Source organism: Amphibiibacter pelophylacis (genome assembly GCF_037688875.1).
Lineage (GTDB): Bacteria > Pseudomonadota > Gammaproteobacteria > Burkholderiales > Burkholderiaceae_C > Amphibiibacter > Amphibiibacter pelophylacis.
Genome location: NZ_JAWDIE010000014.1, coordinates 1 through 24281 on the forward strand (window position 1 = coordinate 1; position 24281 = coordinate 24281).

Here is a 24281-nt window from a genome sequence, read left to right on the forward strand (position 1 = left end):
TGGGGGGGCTCTTCACGGGCGGGATTATCCGTCACAATGCCGACCTGACCCGATCTGCACGGCGGCCCTGCGACACCCTGCGCCCCCGCCTCCAAGGAGTTTCCCGCATGATGAACAAGGTGCTGGACGAGCATTTTGTCCCCTGGTTCCGCGCCGTGGCGCCTTACATCCACGCCTATCACGGCCAGACTTTTGTCGTGGGCATCGTCGGCGAGCTGATCGCTGCCGGGCGCCTGACGGCCTTTGTGCAGGACCTGGCCATCCTGCACGCGATGGGGATCAAGATCGTGCTGGTGCACGGCTTTCGCCCGCAGGTCAACGAGCAGCTGGCCGCCAAGGGCCACCCGGCGGTCTTCAGCCAGGGGCGGCGCGTCACCGACCCCATCGCGCTGGATTGCGCGCAGGAAGCGGCCGGACAGCTGCGCTTCGAGATCGAAGCCGCCTTCTCGCAGGGCCTGCCCAACACGCCGATGGCCAACAGCACGGTGCGCATCATTTCGGGCAACTTTGTGACGGCGCGGCCCTACGGCATCATCGACGGCGTCAACTTCATGCACAGCGGCGCGGTGCGCAAGGTGGACAGCGCGTCCATCCGCGCCATCATCGACGGCGGCGCCATGGTGCTGCTCTCGCCCTTTGGCTTTTCGCCCACCGGCGAGGCTTTCAATCTGGTCATGGAAGAGCTGGCCACACAGGTGGCGATCGGGCTCAAGGCGGACAAGCTGCTGTTCATGACCGAGATCGACGGCATCCACGAATCGCCGCTGGACCCTGACAGCCCCATCGACACCGAACTCACCGTCGCCGATGCCGAGCGCCTGCTGGCCCGTCTGCCGCGCCCCGAGCAGCCCACCGATTTAAGCTTCTACCTCACCCACTGCGTGCAGGCCTGCCGCGCGGGGGTCGAGCGCTCGCACATCCTGCCGTTTGCCTTCGATGGCGCGCTGCTCAAGGAAGTTTTCACGCACGACGGCATCGGCACCATGATCGTGGACGAGAAGCTGGAAAGCCTGCGCGAAGCCAGTTCGGACGACGTGGGCGGCATCCTGAAAATCATCGAACCGCTGGAGCAGCGTGGGGCGCTGGTCAAGCGCGACCGCGCTGATATTGAACGCGACATCGCGCTCTACACCGTGATCGAGCACGACGGCATTATTTTCGGCTGCGCGGCACTCTACCCCTATCCCGAGGCGCGCACGGGCGAAATGGCGGCGCTCACGGTTGCCGACCACGTCCAGGGCCAGGGCGATGGCGAGCGCATCCTGCGCCGCATCGAGCAGCGCGCCCGCGCGCAGGGGCTGGAAAGTATTTTCGTGCTGACCACGCAGACCATGCACTGGTTCATCAAACGCGGTTTCCAGCTGGTCGATCCCGAATGGTTGCCCGAGGCGCGCAAGCGCAAATACAACCGCGAACGCCGCTCGCAGGTGCTGGTCAAGCGCCTGGGCAGCCCCGGCGAAGCCTGGCGCTGAGCGCCGCCCCGTGCTAGAATCTTCGATTGCCCTTGCCAGCCCGCGTCCGACGCCGCAGGCTGGTTTCCTGTTGTGGAATCCATAAGGAGTCTATATGCGTCATTACGAAATCGTGCTGCTGATCCACCCGGATCAAAGCGAACAGGTTCCGGCCATGCTGGAACGCTATAAAAACCTGGTGACTGGCGGCGGTGGCGTGGTCCACCGTGTCGAAGACTGGGGTCGTCGCCAGCTGGCCTACCAGATCCAGAAACTCGGCAAGGCGCATTACTTGTGCCTGAACATCGAGTGCTCGAACGACACACTGACCGAGCTGGAAACCGGCTTCCGCTTCAACGACGCCGTGCTGCGCCACATGACCATCGTCAAGACCAAGGCCGAAACTGGCCCGTCCGTGATGATGAAGACGGTGGACCGCGAAGAGCGCAAGGCGCCCGAAGCGAGCTGATTTCCGCCGGAGCGTGACCAACCAGACCTGCCTGCGCGCAAGGCTTTTTTCCCGGCAGCTGCGGCGTTACACGCCGGCCGGAGAGCCCTCCGTCAGACTGGGCCTGACCTACGAAGGACAGGTGGTTGAAAACGGTCTGCCCCGCACCGTGAAGCTCGACATCCAGGCCCTCGCGCTGGGCGACCTGCTGGTCACCCGCATCGAAAGCCTGGCTCTGGACAGCGAACTGACCGCGACGGGTTTCCTGTCCAACGGTCTTCGCGGCAAAGGCATCGTCCTGAGGCTGACAGCCGTCGAGGCGCATCCCCAGACCGACACGCTCACTTGATGTTTTTTACCAACACCGATACACGATCAAGAGGTTCAACATGGCACCCCCCAAAGGCAAAGGCCGTTTTGGCAAGGACAAGAAACCCAAGCGCAACCAGCAGTCCCTGCTGTTCCGCCGCAAGCGCTTCTGCCGCTTCACGGTGGCTGGCGTCGAAGAAATCGACTACAAGGACGTGGACACGCTGCGTGACTTCATCGCCGAAAACGGCAAGATCACGCCGGCGCGCCTCACGGGCACCAGCGCCTACTACCAGCGTCAGCTGACCACGGCCATCAAGCGCGCCCGCGTGCTGGCCCTGCTGCCGTACACCGACCAGCACAAAGTCTAAGGAGATCGGTCATGCAAGTCATTTTGTTGGACAAGGTCGCCAAGCTGGGCAACCTCGGCGATGTGGTCCGGGTCAAAGACGGTTACGCCCGTAACTTCCTGATCCCCACCAAGCGTGCCCGCCGCGCTACCGAAACCGCTCTCAAAGAGTTCGAAGCCCGTCGTGCCGAGCTGGAAAAAGCCGCCGCTGAAAAGCTGGCTGCCGCCCAGGCGCTGGGCCAGAAGCTGTCGGGCCAGACCGTGCGCATCACGCAAAAAGCCGGTGTTGACGGTCGCCTGTTCGGCTCCGTCACCAATGCCGACATCGCCGACGCCCTGGTCAAGATGGGCTGCGAGGTGCTGAAGTCGCAGGTCCGCCTGCCCAACGGCCCCTTCAAGACCGTCAGCGAACACACGATCGAGGTGGCTCCCCACCCCGACGTCGTGGTCGAAGTGACCGTCGAGATCCACGGCGAACACGTCTGATCCCTGCATCAGCACGAACAAAAAGCCGACCCGGGAGACCGGGTCGGCTTTTTTGGTTCTGTCTCGAACTGTCTTCTTTCAGTGCGAAGGTGGCAGCCAGCCATCGCTCAGTGCTTCGTTCGGATTCCAGGGGCATGACTCGGGCAGCGAGGTGATTCCGGTCTCCCGTACGACAAACGCCAGGGCATCCAGCCAGAAGCGCCGGATAAACTGCGGATCAGACAGCAGGGGGCGAAGGCTGGGGGCATCCGAAAGGTGGTCTTTGATGGCTTCACGCTGAAGGCGAATCGTCAAAGCCCAGCCGATGGAGTCCCGCCGCTCGGGCTGAACCTGCCACTTGAGCAGTGGCCCAGCAGAACGGCCATGCGGCTGACCAGCTCGCGTTTTTCACTGTTGCCCACATCAAGAATCTCCTCGGCGAGGTTGTCGAGATCAAGCTCCTCCAGCCGGCCTGCGCGGATCAGGGCGGCCTGCTCGTTGGCCCACGCAACAATGTCGGTGTCGTAAGTGGAAGGCATGGTCTTCTCCTGAATCGATGAAAAGACGATACAAAAAAACCGCCTGAACAGAGTCTGCTCAGACGGTTTTGAGTGGGGTTTGCTGGCGGAGTCGGAGGGATTCGAACCCTCGATGCAGCTCATCACCGCATACTCCCTTAGCAGGGGAGCACCTTCGGCCTCTCGGTCACGACTCCAGCAAGACAAAAATTATAGCCGAAAAATCAGGCGCCGGTGCTTTCATCCTGCGGTTGCGTGTCCAGGCCAAAGCTGCGGTGCAGGGCGCGCACAGCCAGCTCCAGATACTTCTCGTCGATGACCACGCTGGTGCGGATCTCGCTGGTGGAAATCATCTGGATGTTGATGCCTTCCTCGCTCAGGCAGCGGAACATCTGGCTGGCGACGCCCACGTGGCTGCGCATGCCAATGCCGACGATGGAGACCTTGCAGATCTTGTTGTCGCCCACGACGGTGCTGGCGCCGGTGGTTTTCAGCACGTCGCCCTTGAGCAGATCGATGGCGCGCTGGTAATCGGCGCGCGGCACGGTGAAGGAAAAGTCGGTGCGGCCGTCCTGCGCGATGTTCTGGATGATGATGTCCACATCGATGTTGGCATCGGCCACGGCGCCCAGAATCTGGTAGGCCACGCCCGGGGTGTCGGGCACGCGGGTGACGGTGATCTTGGCCTCGTCCCGGTTGAACGCGATGCCTGAAACGACGGCTTTTTCCATGTTTTCGTCCTCTTCAAATGAGATGAGCGTGCCCGAGCGCGCCTCGGTGGCCAGATCGATGTCCCAGGGAGTGAAGCTGGACAGCACGCGCAGCGGCACGCGGTACTTGCCCGCGAACTCCACGCTGCGGATCTGCAGCACCTTGGAGCCCAGCGAGGCCATTTCCAGCATTTCCTCGAAGCTGATGGTGTTCATGCGCCGCGCCTGCGGCACGATGCGCGGGTCGGTGGTGTAGACGCCGTCCACGTCGGTGTAGATCAGGCATTCGTCGGCCTTGATCGCCGCCGCCACGGCCACCGCCGAGGTGTCCGAGCCACCCCGGCCCAGCGTGGTCACGTTGCCCTCCGGGTCCACGCCCTGGAAGCCGGTGATGATGACCACCTTGCCCGCCGCCAGTTCAGCGCGGATGCGGCTGTCGTCGATGGCGTCCACGCGCGCCTTGGTGTAGGCGCTGTCGGTGTGGATGGCGACCTGCCAGCCCGCGAAACTGATGGCGGGAACGCCCTGGGCCTGCAGCGCCAGCGCCAGAAGGCCCACTGACACCTGCTCGCCGGTGGCGGCGATGGCATCGAGTTCGCGCCGGTACTCGGGCGAATGGGTGTCGCTGGCGTTGATCTCCCGCGCCAGACCCAGCAGCCGGTTGGTTTCGCCGCTCATGGCCGAGGGCACCACCACCAGCTGGTGGCCCGCCCTGACCCATTTGGCGACGCGTTTGGCGACAGCCGTGATGCGCTCGACCGAGCCCATCGACGTGCCGCCGTATTTGTGTACGATCAGTGCCATGGTGTGTTTCCGGAAAATATCGCGCAGGGCCCTCATGGGCCTTCTGCATGTCGGGCGCCATTCTAAACGCTGCGGCGCCCGCTGCTGACGTCAGTCTGGCGCCACACCTTCAGGCGCGGGGGGCTGCCACTGCCCGCCCCGGTAGATTTCGTGCGGTGCAAAGCGCGTTTTGTAGGCCATGCGCGTGCAGCCATCCACCCAGTAGCCCAGGTAGACATGGGCCAGACCCATCTCGCGCGCCTGCCCGATCTGCCACAGGATGGCCCAGGTGCCGTAGCTGGTGTGTTCCCGGGGCTCGTAAAAGGTGTAGACCGCCGAGAGCCCGTCGCTGACCAGATCGATGATGGACACCATGACCACAGGATCGTCGGGCGTGGCATCGCGCGACGGTGGTCCTTCGTGGAAGCTGACCAGCCAGGTCGGCACGGGGCTGCTGACCAGAAAATCGCGGTAGACGCCGCTGCTGGCGGGCGCTTCGGGGCGGCCGTGCACGTCGGTGGCGTGGCGCGCCGACTGGTAGCGCTGGTAGAGCGCAAAGTGCTCCGGGTCAAAGTGCGGGCGGTGGATGCAGGCCAGCAGCCCGGTATGACGCCGCCAGGCGCGTTTTTGCGAGCGGTCGGGCACAAAGCGGGCTACTGGAAGGCGCAGCGACTGGCAGCTCTGGCACGACTCGCACTGCGGACGGTAGATGATGTTGCCGCTGCGCCGGAAGCCCGCCTGCACCAGTTCGTTGAAGTGCACCGGCCGCAGCTGCTGCGTCGAGCGCGCCGGGTGAATGACCAGCGAACGCGCCGTCTGCCCCGCCAGATAGCTGCACGCGTAGGGCGAGGTCAGGAAGTAATGCAGATCGCCGTCCTGCGTCAGGGGCAGCGGCGGGCGCGGGAGGGCGGCGCCGGGCGGCGGTGTGTTGCGATCGCCGGTCATGTCAGAGGTGTGGCGGGGTGCGCCAGGCCGTCCAGCAGATCGGCGGGCCAGACGGCATCCGGGCGCCAGACGTGAGCCGGGTGATCGGGATGCTCGCAGACCGCGGCAGGGGGCAGGGCGCGCAGCAGGGTGTCCAGCGGCACCTGGCGCGCGCCCAGCGATTCCAGGTGGGCGCTGTGCATCTGGCAGTCGATCATGGGGATACCAATGCGCTGGCACCACGCGACCAGCGCCGCCAGAGCGATCTTGGACGCGTCGCTGCGCCAGCTGAACATCGATTCGCCGAAAAACACCGCGCCCAGGTTGACGCCATACAACCCGCCCGCCAGGACGCCATCGCACCAGACTTCCACACTGTGCGCCCTGCCCAGGCGGTGCCACTGGCCGTAGCTGCGGCGCAGTTCGGGCAGGATCCAGACGCCGCTGTCGCCCTTCTGACCGCGCCGGGGCGTGCTGGCGCAGGCGGCCATGACCGCATCGAAACAGCGGCTGGCGCTGATCGCCCAGCCGCTGGCGGGTGGATATTCGCCGGACTGCATCACGCGCGTGGCCCGCAGGCGCTGGCGCAGCGAGCGCGTCACGCGCAGCGCCTGCACATCCAGCACCATGCGCGGGTCGGGGCACCACCACAGCGGCAGCTCGCGCGCACCGTAGCAGGGGAAGGTGGCCTGGGCGTAAGCCTGTTCCAGGCGCGCCAGCGTCGGCGGCGGACCCACCGCTACCAGACCGGGCGCCACCGAACCCGCGCCCAGCGCTCTGTGCGGGGCGGGCAGCGGGGCGTCATCCAGAATGAAGAGCAGTTCCGCAGGAATGGACATGCGCTGGGGGTGACCTCGGGCCAAGTGCGGCTGATTGGGACAAATCGGGGCAGGAAAAGAACACAAACTGATTGAGCCTGCCACGGGCTGCACAGGCCATCTTTTCTTCATTCGCAGTGTAATTCAGGCCCTGGACGGACGGGATCGCCCACACCCGGCAGACGGGTTGCCGCACGCTTTAGAATGGCAACCTTGCTGGCCCATGAGCCGCCAGCGCTGCAAAGGATATCCGCATGGTCGCGCGCACCCTCTATGACAAGATCTGGGACGAACATGTCGTCCACACCGAAGACGACGGCACGGCGGTGCTTTACATCGACCGCCACCTGCTGCACGAAGTCACCAGCCCGCAGGCCTTCGAGGGCCTGACGCTGGCTGGACGCCCCGTGTGGCGCCTGTCGGCCAACCTGGCGGTCAGCGACCACAATGTGCCGACCACGGCGCGCGACCAGGGCATCACTGATCCGGTGTCAAAGCTGCAGATCGACACCCTGGACGCCAACTGCGACCGCTTCGGCATCACCCAGTTCAAGATGAATGATCGCCGCCAGGGCATCGTTCATGTGATCGGCCCCGAGCAAGGCGCCACGCTGCCCGGCATGACGGTGGTCTGCGGCGACAGCCACACCAGCACGCACGGGGCGTTTGGCGCGCTGGCACACGGCATCGGCACGTCCGAGGTCGAACACGTTCTGGCCACGCAGACGCTGCTGGCCAAAAAAGCGAAGAACATGCTGGTGGAAGTCAACGGCACGCTGCCGCCGGGCTGCACCGCTAAGGACATCGTGCTGGCCGTGATCGGGCAGATCGGCACGGCGGGCGGCACGGGCTACACCATCGAATTTGCGGGCAGCGCCATCCGCGCCCTGAGCATGGAAGGCCGCATGACGGTCTGCAACATGGCCATCGAAGCGGGCGCGCGCGCCGGGCTGGTGGCTGTGGACGACACCACGATCCAGTACGTCCAGGGCCGTCCCTTCAGCCCGACCGGCCCGCTGCTGGATCAGGCCATCGCCTACTGGCGCACCCTGCATTCCGATCCGGGCGCGCACTTTGACGCGCATGTGGTGCTGGACGCCAGCGCCCTGGTGCCGCAGGTGACCTGGGGCACTTCGCCCGAGATGGTCCTGCCGGTGACCGCGCTGGTGCCCGATCCCGACAAAGAGAAAGACGCCGTGCGCCGCGCCGCCATGGAGCGCGCGCTGGGCTATATGGCGCTGGAACCCGGCAAGGCCATCGCTGACATCCACATCGACAAGGTGTTCATCGGCTCGTGCACCAACAGCCGCATCGAGGACATGCGCGAAGCCGCCCGCGTGGTGCGCCATCTGGGCCGCCGCGTGGCGCCCAACGTGCGACTGGCGATGGTGGTGCCGGGGTCGGGCCTGGTCAAGGAACAGGCCGAGCGCGAAGGGCTGGACGTGATTTTCAAAGCCGCCGGTTTCGAGTGGCGCGACCCGGGCTGCAGCATGTGTCTGGCCATGAACGCCGACCGCCTGGAGCCGGGCGAGCGCTGCGCCTCGACCAGCAACCGCAATTTCGAAGGCCGCCAGGGCGCGGGCGGGCGCACCCACCTGGTCAGCCCGGCCATGGCCGCCGCCGCCGCCGTGCATGGGCACTTCGTTGATGTGCGTCAGTTTGTGTGACGTGTTTCCCGTGGCCTGACCGGGCCGTTTTCTGTCGTTAACCCCAAGGAGAAAGACCATGAAGAAAATCGCATCTGTCCTGTCGCTGTGCGCGCTGGTTCTGGGCCTGAGCGCCTGCAACACCGTTCAGGGCTTTGGCAAGGATGTCCAGTCGGGTGGCCAGGCCGCCGGTCAGGCCATCGAAAAAGTCGCCAAGTAAATGGGCTGAAGGCATCCCCGGATGCCTGACGCGCGGCGGTGCCCCGGCGCCACCGCGCGTCCTGTTTTTTTCTGGACCCGGCCGCGCAGGACATCATGCAGAAATTCACCACACACCAGGGGCTGGTCTGCCCGCTGGACCGCGAGAACGTCGATACCGACGCGATTATTCCGAAGCAGTTCCTGAAATCCATCCAGCGCACGGGTTTCGGCCCCAACCTGTTTGACGAGTGGCGTTATCTGGACGCGGGCGAGCCCGGCCAGGATCCGGCCAGCCGCCGTCCCAACCCCGATTTCGTGCTCAACCAGCCGCGTTACGCGGGCGCCAGCATCCTGCTGGCCCGCCAGAATTTCGGCTGCGGCTCCAGCCGCGAGCACGCCCCCTGGGCGCTGGACCAGTACGGCTTTCGCGCCATTCTGGCGCCCAGCTTCGCCGATATCTTTTTCAACAACTGCTTCAAGAACGGTCTGCTGCCCATCGTGCTGCCGCAGGCGCAGATCGCGCGGCTGTTCGACGAGGTCGCGGCCTTCCCCGGCTACCGCCTGACCATCGATCTGGAGCGCCAGGTTGTTGTGCTGCCCCAGGGCGAGGAGCTGCCTTTCGAGGTGCAGTCCTTCCGCAAGTACTGCCTGGTCAACGGCCTGGACGACATCGGCCTGACGCTGCGCCACAAGGACAAAATCCAGGCCTTCGAGGCCGAGCGCCTGCTGCAGAAGCCCTGGCTGGGCCAGCGTCTGGCGGGCTGAGCGCCTCGTTCGCCCGATGGGGGCCAGGCGTCCTTCCCTCTTTCCTTTCCCCAAAAACAGAAGAATCCCGATGAAGAAGATTGCAGTTCTGGCCGGTGACGGCATCGGCCCGGAAATCATGGCGCAGGCGCTGGCCGTGCTGCGCGCACTGGATCTGCCGCTGGCCTTTGAAGAGGCTCTGGTCGGCGGCGCCGCCTACGAGGCTCACGGCCACCCGCTGCCCGAGGCCACGCTGGCGCTGGCGCAAAGCGCTGATGCCGTGCTGTTCGGCGCCGTGGGCGACTGGAAGTACGACGTACTGGAGCGCCGCCTGCGCCCCGAGCAGGCCATTCTGGGCCTGCGCAAGGCGCTGGGACTGTTCGCCAACCTGCGTCCGGCGCTGTGCTACGAGCAGCTGGTGCACGCGTCCAGCCTCAAGCCCGAGCTGGTCGCCGGGCTGGACATCCTGATCATCCGCGAACTGACCGGCGACATCTACTTCGGCCAGCCGCGCGGCCGCCGCACCGCCACCGACGGCCACTTCCCCGGCACCGAGGAAGCCTTCGACACCATGCGCTACAGCCGCCCGGAGATCGAACGCATCGCCCACGTCGCCTTCCAGGCGGCGCGCCAGCGGGGCCGTCATGTCACCAGCGTGGACAAGAACAACGTGCTGGAAACCTCGCAGCTGTGGAAAGACGTGGTCGTCGAAGTCCACAAAGAGTACCCGGACGTGACGCTGGAGCACATGCTCGTGGACAACGCCGCGATGCAGCTGGTCAAGGCGCCGCGCAAGTTCGATGTGCTGGTCACCGGCAACCTGTTCGGCGATATCCTGAGCGACGAGGCCGCGATGCTGACGGGCTCCATCGGCATGCTGCCTTCGGCTTCGCTGGATGCGAACAACAAGGGCCTGTACGAACCCAGCCACGGCAGCGCGCCCGACATCGCGGGCCAGGACATGGCCAATCCGCTGGCCACCATCCTGTCGGCGGCGATGATGCTGCGCTACTCGCTGGACCTGGCGCCTGCGGCCCAGCGCATCGAGGCCGCTGTGCAGAAGGTGCTGGAACAGGGCCTGCGCACGGCCGATATCTGGTCAGAAGGCTGCCAGAAGGTCGGCACTCGCGCCATGGGCGAGGCGGTGGTGCGCGCGCTGGGCTGACCGCTTCCGGCGCCTCTCGATGGCACAGCAGAGATTCTTTTCAAAGGACAAAAAATGAGCAAGTTGGTGGGTCTGGTCGGCTGGCGTGGCATGGTGGGTTCGGTCCTGATGGACCGGATGAACGCCGAAGGGGATTTCGATCACTTCGAGCCGCTGTTTTTCTCGACCTCGAACGCGGGCGGTCAGGCTCCCGCGCAGGCGAAAAACGAAACCGCCCTGCAGGATGCGCACAACATTGACGCCCTCAAGCGCTGTGACATCATCGTCACCGCCCAGGGCGGCGATTACACCAGCGCCGTTTTCCCCCAGCTGCGCGCCGCAGGCTGGAAGGGCCACTGGATCGACGCCGCCAGCACGCTGCGCATGGAGCAGGACGCCGTCATCATTCTGGACCCGGTCAACCTGCCGGTCATCAAGAACGCGCTGGCCCAGGGCGGACGCAACTGGATTGGTGGCAACTGCACCGTCAGCTGCATGCTGATGGGCGTGGGTGCGCTGTACAAGGCCGGCCTGGTCGAGTGGATGTCCACCCAGACCTATCAGGCCGCTTCGGGCGGCGGCGCACAACACATGCGTGAGCTGCTGACGCAGTACGGCACGCTCAACGCCTCGGTCAAGGCGCTGCTGGACGATCCGAAAAGCGCCATTCTGGAGATTGACCGCCAGGTCGTCGCCACCCAGCGTGCCCTGTCTGCGGCCGAGACCGCCAACTTTGGCGTGCCGCTGGGCGGATCGCTCATCCCCTGGATCGACAAGGATCTCGGGAACGGCATGTCCAGGGAAGAGTGGAAGGGCATGGCCGAAACCAACAAGATCCTGGGTCAGGGCGAGGGCTTTGGCAGCGCTGCTGTGCCCGTCGATGGCTTTTGCGTGCGCGTCGGCGCCATGCGCTGCCACAGCCAGGCGCTGACCTTCAAGCTGAAAAAAGACGTGCCCGTGGCCGACATCGAGGCCATGATCGCCGCCGACAACGAGTGGGTCAAGGTGGTGCCCAACACCCGCGAGGCCACGATCCAGGATCTGACGCCCGTGGCGGTGACCGGCACCATGACCATTCCTGTGGGCCGGATCCGCAAGCTGGCCATGGGGCCGGACTATGTGGGCGCCTTCACCATCGGCGACCAGCTGCTGTGGGGCGCCGCCGAGCCGCTGCGCCGCATGCTGCGCATTCTGCTGCAGGGTTGAGGGCTTCGGCGGGCGTTTTTTCCGGTATGGTGATGGCGGACCTTGCGGCATGATGATGACTTCTGAATTTTCCCTGCCCACCGGAGACAGGACATGAAAACGCCCCTCGCGACCCTGATGATGGCTGGAGCGGCCCTGCTGGGGCCCGTGCCCGTCTGGGCGCAGCAGTTTGGCCAGGTCCGGGTGAGCTCCTCGGTGGGCGAGCCACTGCAGGCCGAACTGGATCTGCGGGGCTTGCCGCCTTCGGGGCAGGGCGTGCGCGTGGGGGTGTCCGCAGTGCCGGGTGCGGGTCTGCCAGCCCTGCCGCCTGTGGCGGCGCGGCTCAGCGTCGATGCGGCCGGGGATGGCAAGGTGGTGCTCAGCACGCGCGCCCCGGTGTCCGAGCCCGTGGTGCAGCTGGTGCTCGAATTCAACACCCCCAGCGGACAGCTGATGCGCGAGGTCTCGCTGCTGGTCAACCCGCGCGGCGTGCTGCAGCCTGCGGCCGTGGCGCGTCTGTCGCCTGCGGCTGCAGAGCCAGACACGTCGGCTGGCCCGACCATCGGTTATTCGGGCGCTCCGGTGGCGGCGCTGGCCTTGACTGCACCCGCTTCCCCCGCTGAAGGGGCTGAACCGCAGGCCGCCCAGGCCGCGCGCGCAGCAGCGGCACCCGCGGTGTCGCGCGTATCGCGCACCCCGCAGGAGGCGCGCCAGAGGGCCCGTCAGGAGACGCGCGGCAGCGTGCGGGCTTCGCCCGAGCTGCAGGCCTTGCGCGTGCGGCGCGGCGATACCCTCAGCGGTCTGGCGCGCCGGGTGCAGGGCCATGTGCAGGGCGTCTCGCTGGATCAGGTGCTGGTCGGCCTGTACCGCAGCAATCCCAAAGCCTTTGCCGGCGACAACATGAATCGCCTGCGCGCGGGCGTGGTGCTGCGCGTGCCCAGCCCGGCCCGCCTGCGCGGCGTGGACGCTGGTGAGGCCACCGAGCTGGTCGTCGCGCACAGCGCCGATTTTGACCGCTACCGCACCACGCTGGCGGGCCAGGCGCCGCAGGTGAGCGTGGCGCAATCCGCCGCACAAAGCCGCACTGGCGACGTGCTGACGCCGTCCGCCCGCGTGCAGGACGGGCGCAGCGCTGCAGTGGCGCAGTCGCCCGACCAGCTGCGCCTGTCGCAGGAGGCCGCTGCAAAGGACAGCCAGGACAGGGAGCTCAGCCAGATCGCCCAGGAGGGCCAGCGCAAGGATGCGGATGAGCAGATGGCCGAGGTCGAGCGCAATCTGCAGGATCTGAAAGCTCTGGCGGCACCCGCCGCCGCTCCCGGCCCGGCTGCGCCTGCGGCCCCTGCCGCTGCAGTTCGGCCGGAGGCCGCCACCCCGGCGACCGTGCCGGTCGAGGCCCCTGCGGCGGGCATGATTTCGTCCGCACAGGCCGCAACGCCGGTGGCTCTGGCAGCGGCGGGGGCCGAAACGCCCCAGCGCTCCTGGCTGCGCCCCGCGCTGGGTGGCCTGCTCGGGCTGCTGGTCGGCGCGGCCGTGCTCTGGGGCTGGCGGCGCTGGCGAGCGCCCAGCGATTTCGCGGCTTTCGAGAATTCACGCCAGTCCGACGACGACGGGCTGCTGGTGCACGAGGGCGGGCAGACGGTGGATACCGAATCGCGTCTGGGCCTGACCACCGTGGGTGCGGTGGGCGGGGCTTCGGTGCTGCCGATGGCCCAGGGCCAGATCGAACCGGCCGATGTCGGGGGCAGCAGCGAGGGCGTGGACCCGCTGCAGGAAGCGCGCGTTTACGTCGCCTACGGCCGCGTGGACGAGGCGCGCGAGATTCTGGAAGAAGCCATTGCGCTCTCCCCCGACAACATCGAGCTGCGCCGCCTGCTGCTCGAAGTTCTGGCCCAGGGCAAGCACACTGTGGCCTATGCGACCCAGGCGCAATGGATGCTGGAGCGCACCGGCGGCTCCGGCCCCGACTGGGCGGCCGTGCAGTCCATGGGCCGCGAGATCGATCCCGATCACTGGCTCTACCGGGCTGAGGTGGAGGCCGTTTCCTCTGCGCTGCAAAATACCCCCGAACCCGACGCACCCGCTGCGGCGGCTGAGCCTGCACCTGTTCCCGCCCCGGCACCAACGCCTGCGCCGGGCCCTGTGCGCCTGCAGGCGCCTGCTGCAATTCCGGTCACCGGGCAGCACATGCTGCGCTCGCTGCTGGTCGGTGCGGGCGCAAGTGCTGGAGCGGTGGCCCTGGCTGCGGCTGCGCCCGCGAAAGAAGCCGAAAAAGAAGCCGAAGAGATCGCACCTTCGCCACCGCCGTCTCCTGCCGCTTCGCCAGAACCGCACCATGCCGCTGCCCATGTCGATGCGCCCCCCCCGCTGGACAGCGACAGCCTGAACAGCATCGAACTGCTGGAGCCCACCAGCTCCATGCTGGACAACACGCTGTCTGAACTTCCGGATCTGCCTGAAGTCACTGAGAGCGATCTGGCGGCTGTCACCCCGGCCTCGTCGTCAGTGGAAGAGGGCCTTTTTGATTTTGGTGATCTGAGCCTGGCCCTGGTCGATCCGCAGCCGGTGCCCGACGACGCGCTGGTGTCGGGGGCGCAAGCCGTGCCCCAGCCTGCGCAGGAGCCCGGATCTGACGGCGAACCCGCAAAGCGCAGTGCCTGAAGAGCGGGCCGCAGCGGTGGCCCTCGAAGCGGCAGCAGCGACTTATCGTCTGGCGCTGGGGCTGGCTTATCGCGGCGAGGCCTACTTCGGCTGGCAGAGCCAGCCTGGCGGGCAGACGGTGCAGGATCACGTCCAGCGCGCCCTGAGCCACTTTGTGCTCGGCGAAACCGCACCCGTCGCCGATTTTGGCCTGCGCTGCAGTGGACGCACCGACACGGGCGTGCACGCGCTCAACCAGGTCGTGCACCTGGATGTGCCGGTGCAGCGCCCGCCGCACGCCTGGGTGCGCGGCGTGAACCGTTTTCTGCCGCCCGATATTGCGGTGCAGTGGTGCGCGGCGGTGGGGCCGGAGTTTCACGCCCGGCGCCTGGCGCGTCGCCGCCGCTACGTCTACCTGATCCGCGAATCGGCCAGCCGCCCGGCCTTCGAGGCCCAGGCCTGCGGCTGGAGCGTGCGCCCGCTGGACGGCGCGGCCATGCAGGCTGCGGCCGACCTGCTGCTGGGCGAGCACGATTTCAGCGCCTTCCGATCCTCGCAGTGCCAGGCGCTGTCGCCGGTGAAAACGCTGTACCGCGCCGAGGTCACGCGCCACGGCAGCTGCTGGCGCATCGATGTCGAAGGCAACGCCTTTCTGCACCACATGGTGCGCAATCTGGTCGGCTGTCTGGTTTATGTGGGGCAGGGCAGGCATCCGCCGCAGTGGCTGGGCGAGGTGCTGGCCGCGCGCCGCCGCGACCTGGCCGCGCCGACCTACCCGCCGCAGGGCCTGTACTTTCTGGGCCCGGTTTACGACCCGTCCTGGAAACTGCCCGAGTACACCCCGGGCATGGACTGGTTGCCGGGCGCGGCGGCGGAGGCTGCAGCGCATCCGGCATACTGCGGGGCATGAACACGTCTGTCTCCGCCGCTCCCGCCAGAACTCCCACGCCGCACCGCACACGCATCAAACTCTGTGGCCTGAGCACGCCCGCCGATGTCGAAGCCGCCGTCTCGGCCGGAGCCGATGCGGTCGGTTTTGTGCTGTATCCGCCCAGCCCCCGCGCGGTGAGCGTGGATGCTCTGCGCGACCTGTCGCGGCGCCTGCCGCCTTTCGTGACGCCCGTGGTGCTGCTGGTCAACGCCACGCCCGGTGAGATCGCCGCCGCGCTGGACGCCTGTCCCACGGCGGTGCTGCAGTTTCATGGCGACGAGACGCCGCAGCAATGCACCGCCCCCGGACGCCCCTTTTTGCGGGCCGTGCGCATGAAGCCCGGTGTGAATTTGCTAGACTTGGCTCACAGCATCCCCACCGCACAGGCCTTGTTGCTCGACGCCCACGTCGAGGGCTATGGTGGGGGAGGAAAGGTCTTCGATTGGTCCCTGATCGCGCAGGACGCCGGCCTTCCGGTCGTTTTGTCTGGTGGGTTGCACAGCGGCAATGTCGCCGATGGCATCCGCTGCGTGCGCCCATGGGCGGTCGATGTCTCTTCGGGGATAGAGATCAGCCGGGGCGTGAAATCGCCGGACCTGATGCACGCCTTCTGTGAGGCGGTCCGTCAGGCCGATGCCCGCATTAATGTCCGCATCAGCGCCCACACCAACGCCCCCTGAGCCGGTCACCGGCTGGCCCGGGACGAAGATCCCGTCTGGAAAACACCATGCATTACCACCAACCTGATGAACAGGGCCACTTTGGCCCCTACGGCGGCACTTTCGTGTCGGAAACCCTGATCGCTGCGCTGGACGAGCTCAAAGCCGCCTACGCGCAATACCGCGAAGACCCGGAGTTCCTGCGCGAATTCGCGGATGAACTCGCCTACTTCGTGGGCCGTCCCAGCCCCATTTACCACGCCGCACGCATGAGCCGCGAACTGGGCGGGGCGCAGATTTACCTCAAGCGCGAAGACCTCAACCACACCGGCGCGCACAAGGTCAACAACACCATCGGCCAGGCGCTGCTGGCGAAACGCATGGGCAAGCCGCGCATCATCGCCGAGACTGGCGCGGGCCAGCACGGCGTCGCCACCGCCACCATCTGCGCCCGCTACGGGCTGGAGTGCGTGGTCTACATGGGCGCCGACGACGTGCAGCGCCAGGCGCCCAATGTGTATCGCATGCACCTGCTGGGCGCCAAGGTGGTGCCTGTGACCATGGGCAGCCGCACCCTGAAGGACGCCCTGAACGAGGCCCTGCGCGACTGGGTGACCAACGTCGAAAACACCTTCTACATCATCGGCACGGTGGCCGGGCCGCACCCGTATCCGGCCATGGTGCGCGATTTCCAGAGCGTCATCGGCAACGAGTGCCTGGAGCAGATGCCCGAAACCACGCAGCGCCTCTTTGGCACCGCCACCCAGCCCGATGCGGTCATCGCCTGCGTGGGTGGCGGCAGCAACGCCATGGGCATTTTCTACCCTTACATCACCCACGACAGCGTGCGCCTGATCGGCGTGGAAGCGGCCGGCGACGGCCTGCTGACCGGCCGTCACGCGGCCAGCCTGTCCATGGGCTCGCCCGGCGTGCTGCACGGCAACCGCACCTATCTGCTGCAGGACGATGACGGCCAGGTGATCGAGACGCATTCGGTTTCGGCTGGCCTGGATTACCCCGGCGTCGGCCCCGAACACGCCTACCTGAAGGACATCGGCCGCGCCCAGTACGTGGGCATCACCGACGAAGAGGCGCTGGCAGCATTCCACCACCTGTGCCGCACCGAAGGCATCATCCCGGCGCTGGAATCCAGCCACGCGGTGGCTTACGCCATGAAGCTGGCGCCCACCATGCGGCCCGACCAGCACATCCTGATCAACCTGTCCGGCCGGGGCGACAAAGACATCGGCTCGGTGGCCCGCGCCAGCGCTGGCCGTTACGACATGCCCGAAGATTTGCGCCGCCAGGTGCTGGGAGGTTTCGCATGAGTGCATCCCGCCAGGGGTCCAGCCGCATTGCTGCGGTGTTTGCCGCCCTGAAAGAAGAGGGCCGCAGCGCCCTGATCTCCTTCATCATGACGGGCGACCCCAGCTTGCCCGCCACGCTGGCGGCCATGCACGCGCTGGTCGAATCGGGCTCCGACGTGATCGAGCTGGGCGTGCCGTTTTCAGACCCCATGGCCGATGGCCCGGTGATCCAGCTGGCGGGCGAGCGGGCGCTGGCGCGCAAGGTCAACCTGGCGCAGGTGATCGAGGTTGTCGCCCAGTTCCGCGCCAGCAACACCACCACGCCCGTGGTTCTCATGGGCTACGCCAACCCCGTCGAGCGTTACGACCAGCGCCGGGGCAACGGCGCCTTTGTCCGCGATGCCGCTGCAGCGGGTGTGGACGGCGTGCTGGTGGTCGATTACCCGCCCGAATCGTGCCATGCCTTCTCAGCCCAGCTCAAAGAGGCTGGGCTGGACCCGATCTTCCTGCTGGCGCCGACGTCGGGCGAAGCGCGGATGCGCGCGGCGGGCGAGCTGGGGCAGGGCTATGTGTACTATGTGTCGCTCAAGGGCGTGACGGGCGCGGCCAGCCTGGATACGGCGGAGGTCGCCCGCGTGGTGCCGCTGATCCGCCAGCAGGTTTCGCTGCCCGTGGGCGTGGGCTTTGGCATCCGCGACGCCGAAAGCGCCCGCGCCGTGGGCGCTGTGGCTGACGCGGTCGTCATCGGCAGCCGCCTGGTGCAGCTGATGCACGCCGCCGCCGAAAACCACCCCGAAGGCAGCGACGCGCAGTCGCAGGCCGTGGCGCAGGCGGTGCGCGATTTCCTCACCCCGGTGCGATCCGCCATGGACCGCGCTCCCCTGGAGAACCCCTCATGAGCTGGCTTGGAAAACTGCTGCCTTCGCGCATCCGCCGCATCGGCGAATCGCGCCAGAACATGCCCGAAGGGCTGTGGCTGAAGTGCCCGTCGTGCGAGACCGTGCTGTACAAGACCGATCTGGAGCACAACGCCAGCGTCTGCCCGCAGTGCGGTCACCACAACGAGCTGACGGCGCGTCAGCGCCTGGATCTCTTCCTGGATCCGGATGGCCGCCAGGAGATCGGCCAGGACGTGCAGCCCGTCGATACACTCAAGTTCAAGGACAGCAAGCGCTACAGCGACCGCCTGAAAGCGGCGGCCAAGGCCACGGGCGAGACCGACGCCATGCGCGTCACACGCGGCACCGTGCGCGGCCTGCCGGTGGTCGCGGCCTGTTTCGAGTACGGCTTCATGGGCGGCTCGATGGGCTCGGTGGTCGGCGAGCGCCTGGTGCGCGGCATCGAGCGCGCCATTGCGGACAAGGCGGCGTTTGTGTGCTTCTCGGCCTCGGGGGGCGCGCGCATGCAGGAAGGCCTGCTCAGCCTGATGCAGATGGCCAAGGTCAACAGCGCGCTGACGCGTCTGGCGCAGGCCGGGCTGCCTTATATCAGCGTGCTGCTCAACCCGACCATGGGCGGCGTCTCGGCCAGCTTCGCTTTTGTGGGCGACGTGGTGATCGCCGAGCCCAAGGCGCTGATCGGCTTTGCGGGGCCACGCGTCATCGAAAACACGGTGCGCGAGGTGCTGCCCGAAGGTTTCCAGCGCGCCGAGTTCCTGCTCGAAAAAGGCGCCATCGACATGATCTGCGACCGCCGCGAGCTGCGCGGCCGCATCGCGGGCCTGATCGGCCTGCTGTCGCAGCAGCAGGAAAACACGGCTGACGCCGCCGGGCCCGAACCAGTGGTCCCGCCCGCCGTGGATCGCGTGAGCTGATGGCGGCTGACCCGCTGCCCCACGGTCTGCCAGACACGCTGGCGGGCTGGCTGACCCACCTGGAAGCGGCGCATCCCAGCGAAATCGACATGGGCCTGGCGCGCACCCAGGCCGTGCGTGCGCGCCTGGGGCTGCACTTCGAGGTGCCACTGATCGTCGTGGCGGGCACCAATGGCAAGGGCTCGACCTGCGCGCTGCTGGAATCCATCCTGCTGGCGGCGGGCTACCGCGTCGGGCTTTATGCCAAGCCGCACCTGGTGCACTTCACCGAGCGCTGCCGCATCGGCGGTGAATCGGTGAACGAGGCGGTGCTGGTGCCGCACTTCGAGGCCGTCGAGGCCGCACGCGCCGCCTGTGGCGTGTCGCTGACTTATTTCGAATTCACCACCCTGGCCATCGCCCGCACGCTGGCGCTGGCGCCGCTGGACGTGGTCATCCTGGAAGTCGGCCTGGGCGGGCGCCTGGACGCGGTCAACGTGTTCGATGCCGATGTGTCCATCGTCACCAACGTGGCGCTGGACCACACCGATTACCTCGGTCCGGACCGCGAATCGATTGGTTTCGAGAAGGCCGGGATTGCCCGCGCAGGCCGTGTGCTGGTCGTCGCCGAACCCGAGCCGCCCGACAGCCTGATGCGCCACGCCGACGCGGTGGGCGCCCCGGTCTGGCTGGCCGGGCGCGATTTCCACCACAGCGGCGATCGCCAGCAGTGGTCGTGGTCCGGGCCCGGGCGGCGCTGGCACGCGCTGGCCTACCCGGCGCTGCGGGGTGCCAACCAGCTGCTCAACGCCAGCGGCGCGCTGGCTGCGCTGCAGGCCCTGGCCAGCCGTCTGCCGCTGACTGCGCAGGCGGTGCGCCTGGGGCTGGCGCGGGTCAGCCTGCCGGGCCGTTTCCAGCAGCTTCCCGGCCAGCCCGCACTGGTGCTCGATGTGGGCCACAACGTGCAGGCGGTGTCGGTGCTGGCGCGCAATCTGGACCAGATGGGATTTTTCCCGCGCACCTGGGCGGTGCTGGGCATGATGGCCGACAAGGACATTTCCGGCTGCCTGCGCGCCATGCTGCCGGTGGTCGATGCCTGGGTGGTCTGCGATCTGCCCACGCCGCGCGCGGCGCGCAGCAGTGATCTGGCCGGGCGGGTCGCCCGGGCCTGGCAGCAGGACCAGGACGTGCAGCGCGCTGCGGGCCGCGTGGACGCGCAGCGCCCCGAACCGCTGGTGCTGCAGGCGGCTGACCCGGCCGCCGCGCTGGCGCTGGCGCTGGAGCGTGCAGACGCTGCTGATAGAATCGTGGTCTTTGGTTCTTTCTACACCGTGGGTGGCGTTCTGGCCGCCGGGCTGCCCCGACTGGCGGCGGCTCATGCGCCAGCGGCTTCCGGGCTGGCCACACCCGGTTCAGCCTGACGGACACGCATGTCATCTTTCGACCCTTCCTCCGAAACCCCCCTGACTCCCGATACCCCCGCCGCTGAATCCTCGGTGGTGGCCGATGTGCGCCGCCGCTCGCGCCAGCGCCTGATCGGGGTGCTGATCCTGGTCGTTCTGGGCCTGGCCGTACTGACCTGGCTGTTCAGCCGGGGCGGCACGCCGCCGCCCGCACCGGTCAAGGTCGAAGACACCACGGGCCAGACCCTGACGGTGGATCAGGCCACGCCACCGGCCGCATCGGGCGGCGGGGTTGGCGGTCCTGCGCCGGTGGACAGCGGCACGATGCCGGTGGCCCCGGTGCTGCCCGCCGATGGCAAGCCCGTGCCGCAGCCTGTCGCGCCCGAACCCGCTCCAGCGCCAGAACCGGCTGTGCCCGCCCCCGAGCCTGTACCGGCTGTGACCCCGCCCCAGCCCGCTGCCAGTGCCGCCACGGACGCCGAGCGCCAGAAGGCCCTGCGTCAGCAGAAGCTGCGCGAACAGAAAGCCCGCGAGCAGAAGCAGCGCGACGAAAAAGCCCGCCAGCTGCGCGAAGCGCGCAAGGCGAAGCAGGAAGCGGCCGCCCGCGAGCGTCAGGCGGAAGCCGAACGCGCCCGCCGCGCCCTGGAAGACAAACCGGCGCCTGCGCCCAAAGTGGCTGCAAAACCCGCTCCGGCAAAACCGGCTGAACCCAAAGCGGCTGAAACCAAACCGGCTCCGGCCGCCAATGGCTACGTGGTCCAGGTGGGTTCCTATGCCGACAAGGCCTCGGTCGAGCGCGCCCGGGCGCGGCTGGGCCAGCAGGGCCTGTCCTCGCACACCCAGGTGGTCAAGATCGATGGCGGCACCCGCACCCGCGTGCGTATGGGTCCGTTTGCCACGCAGTCCCAGGCCGCCTCTGCGGCGGCCAAAGCCCAGGCGCTGGGTCTGGGCGGAACAGTGATGGTGGCGCGATGAGCGCCACCGCGCTCTGACAAGGAATATCACATGTGCGGAATCGTGGGGGCCGTGTCCAGCGGGCCAGTCAACCAGCTGCTCTACGATGCCCTGCTGCTGCTGCAGCACCGCGGCCAGGATGCCGCAGGCATGGTCACCCTGCAGGGACAGCGCTGCCACCTGCACAAGGCGCGCGGCATGGTGCGCGACGTGTTCCGCACCCGCAACATGCGTGCGCTGCCGGGCAATACGGGCCTGGGCCAGGTGCGCTACCCCACGGCCGGCAACGCCGAAAGCGAGGAAGAGGCCCAGCCCTTCTACGTCAACGCGCCTTTTGGCCTGGCACTGGTGCACAACGGCAATCTGACCAATGCGGTGGCGCTCAAGCGCGCACTGTTCGAGGTGGATCGCCGCCACATCAACACCGACAGCGACAGCGAGGTGCTGCTCAACGTCTTCGCGCACGAGCTGGGCCGTTTCAGCGGCGTCCCGCTGACGCCCGACGCCATTTTCCGCGCCGTGTCCGCTGTGCACCGCCGCGTGCGTGGCTCTTACGCCGTGGTGGCGCTGATCGCCGGTCAGGGCCTGGTGGCTTTCCGCGACCCCAAAGGCATACGCCCGCTGTCTCTGGGGCGGGGCGGGGCGGGCGACGAAACCACCTGGATGGTCGCCAGCGAGAGCGTCGCCATCGAGGGCGTGGGCCTGCAGCAGCAGCGCGACGTGGCTCCCGGCGAAGCGATTTTCATTGACCAGAAGGGGCAGATGCATTCGCGCCAGTGCGCCGACCAGCCCGAGCTGCTGCCCTGCCTGTTCGAATTCGTCTATCTGGCGCGTCCCGATTCGGTGCTGGACGGCGTCTCGGTCTACCGCGCCCGCCTGAACATGGGCGAAACGCTGGCCCAGCGCGTCATCAACTTCGTCAAACCGGCGGACATCGACGTCGTCATTCCGATTCCGGAATCCAGTCGGCCGTCGGCCATGCAGCTGGCCCACCGCCTGGGCAAGCCCTACCGCGAGGGCTTCGTCAAGAACCGCTACGTCGGGCGCACCTTCATCATGCCGGGGCAGGCGGTGCGGCGTAAATCGGTGCGCCAGAAGCTCAATGCCATCGCCCAGGAGTTCAGCGGGCGCAATGTGCTGCTGGTGGACGATTCCATCGTGCGCGGCACGACCAGCAAGGAAATCGTCCAGATGGCACGCGACGCCGGGGCGAACAAGGTTTATCTGGCCTCGGCCGCACCGCCGGTGCGCTTCAGCAACATTTATGGCATCGACATGCCCACCCAGTCCGAGCTGGTCGCCCACGACCGCAGCCTGGAAGAGATCCGCACCTACATCGGCTGCGACGCCCTGATCTATCAGGATCTGGACGCGCTGAAATCCTGCGTGGCCAGCCTGAACCCGGCCATGCAGCGCTTCGAGGCCTCGTGCTTCAGCGGCGAATACGTCCACGGCGAAATCGTCAACGGCCAGTGGGTCGAGGGTGCGCGCGATGACCTGCAGGGCGAACTTTTTCAGGGCGCCGCACGCCCCAGCACCGCCGCCAGCAGCGTGGCGGTCGACGAGGCCGACGGCGACAGCGAGCGTGACAGCGCCCCCCACGGCCGCCAGCGCCTGACCCTGTGAAGGCGGGGCGGCCCGAACCCGTTTCAACCGAGATCCAGCGATGAACGACAACGAATCCCGGCGCCTGGCGCGGGCGCAGCTGCCCGAAGGCGTGCGCCCAGAAACCCTGGCGGTGCGCCTGGCCCTGGCGCCCAGCCAGCATGGCGAGAACTCCGAAGGCCTCTTCCTGACCAGCACCTACGTGCAGCCCGACGCGGCCACGTCGGCGCAGCGCTTCGCGCAGATGGAAGATTTCACCTACAGCCGCACCAGCAATCCCACGGTGCGCAGCTTCGAGATGCGCCTGGCGGCCATGGAAGGCGCCGAAGCCGCCGTGGCCAGCGCGACCGGCATGAGCGCCATCCTGCTGCTCATCATGGCGACGCTGAAGGCGGGCGACCACGTGATCTGTTCGCGCTCGGTGTTTGGCTCGACCATCGGCCTGTTTGGCAAGGAATTCGCCAAGTTCGGGGTCGAGACGACGTTTGTCTCGCAGACCGACCTGTCCGAGTGGCACGCCGCCATCCGCCCCAGCACGAAGCTGCTCTTTGCCGAAACACCGACCAACCCGCTGACCGAGGTCTGCGACATCCGTGCGCTGGCCGATCTGGCGCACAACGCCGGGGCGCTGCTGGTGGTGGACAACACCTTCTGCTCGCCCGCGCTGCAAAAGCCGCTGGCGCTGGGCGCCGACGTGGTCATGCACGCCGCGACCAAATACCTGGACGGGCAGGGCCGCGTCATGGGCGGCGCGCTGTGCGCCAGCGAGCGCCTGGTGCGCGACGCCTTCGCGCCCGTGGTGCGCACGGCCGGGATGACGCTGTCGCCCTTCAACGCCTGGGTGCTGCTCAAGGGCATGGAAACGCTGCACCTGCGCATGAAGGCGCAAAGTGCCGCCACGCTGGCCGTGGCGCAGTGGCTGGAGGCGCATCCCGCCGTGTCTCGCGTTTACTACCCGGGCCTGGCCTCGCACCCGCAGCACGCGCTGGCGATGGCGCAGCAGTCCGGCTTGGGCGGCGCGGTGCTGTCGTTTGACGTGCGCGCCGATTCGCCGCAGGCCGCGCGCGAGGCGGCTTTCCGCGTCATCGACAGCACGCGGGTGCTGAGCATCGCCACCAACCTGGGCGACACCAAATCCATCATCACCCACCCGGCCACGACCTCGCACGGGCGCCTGAGCGAAGAGCAGCGCCAGGCCGCAGGCATCACCCAGGGGCTGGTGCGCCTGGCCGTGGGCCTGGAGCACGTGGACGACATCACCGACGACCTGCAGCGCGGCCTGGGCCGCTGAGGCATCC

The 24281-nt window shown here is 67.4% G+C and carries 23 protein-coding genes, 1 tRNA gene and 1 pseudogene; 20 read left to right on the top strand and 5 right to left on the bottom strand.

From position 1 onward, the window contains the following. The first annotated feature begins 110 nt into the window (after positions 1-110). From argA to rplI, 5 genes are all read left to right on the top strand, one after another. Positions 111-1472: an amino-acid N-acetyltransferase gene (gene argA, locus RV045_RS09650; protein WP_423235649.1), complete on the top strand. Its 1362-nt coding sequence runs from the start codon at positions 111-113 to the stop codon at positions 1470-1472. A 94-nt stretch (positions 1473-1566) separates the two neighbouring features. Further along, positions 1567-1920 carry a 30S ribosomal protein S6 gene (gene rpsF, locus RV045_RS09655; protein ID WP_423235576.1) on the top strand — a complete coding sequence of 118 codons (354 nt, stop codon included), beginning with the start codon at positions 1567-1569 and terminating at the stop codon, positions 1918-1920. A 13-nt stretch (positions 1921-1933) separates the two neighbouring features. Next, on the top strand, positions 1934-2248 hold the full coding sequence (locus RV045_RS09660) for a primosomal replication protein N (protein ID WP_423235577.1): 315 nt from the start codon (positions 1934-1936) through the stop codon (positions 2246-2248). Positions 2249-2288: 40 nt separating this feature from the next. Next, entirely contained in the window at positions 2289-2579 is a 291-nt protein-coding gene (rpsR, locus tag RV045_RS09665; RefSeq protein WP_423235578.1) for a 30S ribosomal protein S18, read from the top strand. An 11-nt stretch (positions 2580-2590) separates the two neighbouring features. Further along, positions 2591-3043, top strand: coding sequence for a 50S ribosomal protein L9 (gene rplI, locus RV045_RS09670; RefSeq protein ID WP_423235579.1), 453 nt, complete (start codon positions 2591-2593; stop codon positions 3041-3043). Positions 3044-3121: 78 nt separating this feature from the next. Here rplI and RV045_RS09675 read toward each other — a convergent pair. The 5 genes and pseudogenes from RV045_RS09675 to RV045_RS09695 form a co-directional block, all read right to left on the bottom strand. Further along, positions 3122-3684: pseudogene (locus RV045_RS09675) on the bottom strand (DUF29 domain-containing protein). Then, a tRNA-Ser gene (locus RV045_RS09680) sits at positions 3645-3737 on the bottom strand. Before RV045_RS09680 ends, RV045_RS09675 begins: the two are co-directional and overlap by 40 nt. Before the next feature lie 27 nt (positions 3738-3764). Continuing rightward, on the bottom strand, positions 3765-5054 hold the full coding sequence (locus tag RV045_RS09685; RefSeq protein ID WP_423235580.1) for an aspartate kinase: 1290 nt from the start codon (positions 5052-5054) through the stop codon (positions 3765-3767). Between the two features lie 90 nt (positions 5055-5144). Continuing rightward, entirely contained in the window at positions 5145-5978 is an 834-nt protein-coding gene (locus RV045_RS09690; protein ID WP_423235581.1) for an arginyltransferase, read from the bottom strand. Continuing rightward, a complete protein-coding gene (locus RV045_RS09695) occupies positions 5975-6796 on the bottom strand; it encodes a leucyl/phenylalanyl-tRNA--protein transferase (protein ID WP_423235582.1) in 822 nt (273 codons plus the stop codon). The genes RV045_RS09690 and RV045_RS09695 overlap by 4 nt, the downstream gene beginning before the upstream one ends. A 233-nt stretch (positions 6797-7029) precedes the next feature. Between RV045_RS09695 and leuC the strand changes: the two genes are divergently transcribed. The 15 genes from leuC (at position 7030) to RV045_RS09770 (ending at position 24274) form a co-directional block, all read left to right on the top strand. Continuing rightward, positions 7030-8442 (top strand): 3-isopropylmalate dehydratase large subunit, encoded by a 1413-nt coding sequence (gene leuC / locus RV045_RS09700; RefSeq protein ID WP_423235583.1) that lies wholly within the window; start codon positions 7030-7032, stop codon positions 8440-8442. A gap of 58 nt (positions 8443-8500) precedes the next feature. Then, entirely contained in the window at positions 8501-8641 is a 141-nt protein-coding gene (locus RV045_RS09705; RefSeq protein ID WP_423235584.1) for an entericidin A/B family lipoprotein, read from the top strand. A 95-nt stretch (positions 8642-8736) separates the two neighbouring features. Further along, positions 8737-9387 carry a 3-isopropylmalate dehydratase small subunit gene (leuD, locus tag RV045_RS09710; protein ID WP_423235585.1) on the top strand — a complete coding sequence of 217 codons (651 nt, stop codon included), beginning with the start codon at positions 8737-8739 and terminating at the stop codon, positions 9385-9387. Between the two features lie 70 nt (positions 9388-9457). Beyond that, positions 9458-10531 (top strand): 3-isopropylmalate dehydrogenase, encoded by a 1074-nt coding sequence (gene leuB, locus RV045_RS09715; protein WP_423235586.1) that lies wholly within the window; start codon positions 9458-9460, stop codon positions 10529-10531. Between the two features lie 54 nt (positions 10532-10585). Next, entirely contained in the window at positions 10586-11716 is a 1131-nt protein-coding gene (asd, locus tag RV045_RS09720; protein WP_423235587.1) for an aspartate-semialdehyde dehydrogenase, read from the top strand. 93 nt (positions 11717-11809) lie between these two features. Further along, the gene (locus RV045_RS09725) at positions 11810-14353 is read left to right on the top strand and encodes a type IV pilus assembly protein FimV (protein WP_423235588.1); all 2544 of its coding nucleotides are present in this window, start codon (positions 11810-11812) and stop codon (positions 14351-14353) included. Then, entirely contained in the window at positions 14346-15242 is an 897-nt protein-coding gene (truA, locus tag RV045_RS09730; protein ID WP_423235589.1) for a tRNA pseudouridine(38-40) synthase TruA, read from the top strand. Before RV045_RS09725 ends, truA begins: the two co-directional genes overlap by 8 nt. Continuing rightward, positions 15239-15943, top strand: coding sequence for a phosphoribosylanthranilate isomerase (locus RV045_RS09735; protein ID WP_423235590.1), 705 nt, complete (start codon positions 15239-15241; stop codon positions 15941-15943). Before truA ends, RV045_RS09735 begins: the two co-directional genes overlap by 4 nt. Positions 15944-15990: 47 nt before the next feature. Next, positions 15991-17250: a tryptophan synthase subunit beta gene (gene trpB, locus RV045_RS09740; RefSeq protein WP_423235591.1), complete on the top strand. Its 1260-nt coding sequence runs from the start codon at positions 15991-15993 to the stop codon at positions 17248-17250. Next, positions 17247-18128 carry a tryptophan synthase subunit alpha gene (trpA, locus tag RV045_RS09745; RefSeq protein ID WP_423235592.1) on the top strand — a complete coding sequence of 294 codons (882 nt, stop codon included), beginning with the start codon at positions 17247-17249 and terminating at the stop codon, positions 18126-18128. Before trpB ends, trpA begins: the two co-directional genes overlap by 4 nt. After that, positions 18125-19042, top strand: coding sequence for an acetyl-CoA carboxylase, carboxyltransferase subunit beta (accD, locus tag RV045_RS09750; RefSeq protein WP_423235593.1), 918 nt, complete (start codon positions 18125-18127; stop codon positions 19040-19042). The genes trpA and accD overlap by 4 nt, the downstream gene beginning before the upstream one ends. Next, a complete protein-coding gene (gene folC, locus RV045_RS09755) occupies positions 19042-20442 on the top strand; it encodes a bifunctional tetrahydrofolate synthase/dihydrofolate synthase (RefSeq protein ID WP_423235594.1) in 1401 nt (466 codons plus the stop codon). The genes accD and folC overlap by 1 nt, the downstream gene beginning before the upstream one ends. 9 nt (positions 20443-20451) lie before the next feature. Further along, positions 20452-21399, top strand: coding sequence for an SPOR domain-containing protein (locus tag RV045_RS09760; RefSeq protein ID WP_423235595.1), 948 nt, complete (start codon positions 20452-20454; stop codon positions 21397-21399). A gap of 30 nt (positions 21400-21429) precedes the next feature. Next, positions 21430-23004, top strand: coding sequence for an amidophosphoribosyltransferase (purF, locus tag RV045_RS09765; protein ID WP_423235596.1), 1575 nt, complete (start codon positions 21430-21432; stop codon positions 23002-23004). Between the two features lie 40 nt (positions 23005-23044). After that, the gene (locus RV045_RS09770; RefSeq protein ID WP_423235597.1) at positions 23045-24274 is read left to right on the top strand and encodes an O-succinylhomoserine sulfhydrylase; all 1230 of its coding nucleotides are present in this window, start codon (positions 23045-23047) and stop codon (positions 24272-24274) included. Positions 24275-24281 lie beyond the last annotated feature (7 nt).

Excerpts from the sequence above, each read along its gene's own strand:
- argA (WP_423235649.1), top strand. The coding sequence starts at position 111 with ATGAACAAGGTGCTGGACGAGCATTTTGTCCCCTGGTTCCGCGCCGTG.
- rpsF (WP_423235576.1), top strand. The coding sequence starts at position 1,567 with ATGCGTCATTACGAAATCGTGCTGCTGATCCACCCGGATCAAAGCGAA.
- rpsR (WP_423235578.1), top strand. The coding sequence starts at position 2,289 with ATGGCACCCCCCAAAGGCAAAGGCCGTTTTGGCAAGGACAAGAAACCC.
- rplI (WP_423235579.1), top strand. The coding sequence starts at position 2,591 with ATGCAAGTCATTTTGTTGGACAAGGTCGCCAAGCTGGGCAACCTCGGC.
- RV045_RS09685 (WP_423235580.1), bottom strand. The coding sequence starts at position 5,054 with ATGGCACTGATCGTACACAAATACGGCGGCACGTCGATGGGCTCGGTC.
- RV045_RS09690 (WP_423235581.1), bottom strand. The coding sequence starts at position 5,978 with ATGACCGGCGATCGCAACACACCGCCGCCCGGCGCCGCCCTCCCGCGC.
- RV045_RS09695 (WP_423235582.1), bottom strand. The coding sequence starts at position 6,796 with ATGTCCATTCCTGCGGAACTGCTCTTCATTCTGGATGACGCCCCGCTG.
- leuC (WP_423235583.1), top strand. The coding sequence starts at position 7,030 with ATGGTCGCGCGCACCCTCTATGACAAGATCTGGGACGAACATGTCGTC.
- RV045_RS09705 (WP_423235584.1), top strand. The coding sequence starts at position 8,501 with ATGAAGAAAATCGCATCTGTCCTGTCGCTGTGCGCGCTGGTTCTGGGC.
- leuD (WP_423235585.1), top strand. The coding sequence starts at position 8,737 with ATGCAGAAATTCACCACACACCAGGGGCTGGTCTGCCCGCTGGACCGC.
- leuB (WP_423235586.1), top strand. The coding sequence starts at position 9,458 with ATGAAGAAGATTGCAGTTCTGGCCGGTGACGGCATCGGCCCGGAAATC.
- asd (WP_423235587.1), top strand. The coding sequence starts at position 10,586 with ATGAGCAAGTTGGTGGGTCTGGTCGGCTGGCGTGGCATGGTGGGTTCG.
- RV045_RS09725 (WP_423235588.1), top strand. The coding sequence starts at position 11,810 with ATGAAAACGCCCCTCGCGACCCTGATGATGGCTGGAGCGGCCCTGCTG.
- RV045_RS09735 (WP_423235590.1), top strand. The coding sequence starts at position 15,239 with ATGAACACGTCTGTCTCCGCCGCTCCCGCCAGAACTCCCACGCCGCAC.
- trpB (WP_423235591.1), top strand. The coding sequence starts at position 15,991 with ATGCATTACCACCAACCTGATGAACAGGGCCACTTTGGCCCCTACGGC.
- trpA (WP_423235592.1), top strand. The coding sequence starts at position 17,247 with ATGAGTGCATCCCGCCAGGGGTCCAGCCGCATTGCTGCGGTGTTTGCC.
- accD (WP_423235593.1), top strand. The coding sequence starts at position 18,125 with ATGAGCTGGCTTGGAAAACTGCTGCCTTCGCGCATCCGCCGCATCGGC.
- folC (WP_423235594.1), top strand. The coding sequence starts at position 19,042 with ATGGCGGCTGACCCGCTGCCCCACGGTCTGCCAGACACGCTGGCGGGC.
- RV045_RS09760 (WP_423235595.1), top strand. The coding sequence starts at position 20,452 with ATGTCATCTTTCGACCCTTCCTCCGAAACCCCCCTGACTCCCGATACC.
- purF (WP_423235596.1), top strand. The coding sequence starts at position 21,430 with ATGTGCGGAATCGTGGGGGCCGTGTCCAGCGGGCCAGTCAACCAGCTG.
- RV045_RS09770 (WP_423235597.1), top strand. The coding sequence starts at position 23,045 with ATGAACGACAACGAATCCCGGCGCCTGGCGCGGGCGCAGCTGCCCGAA.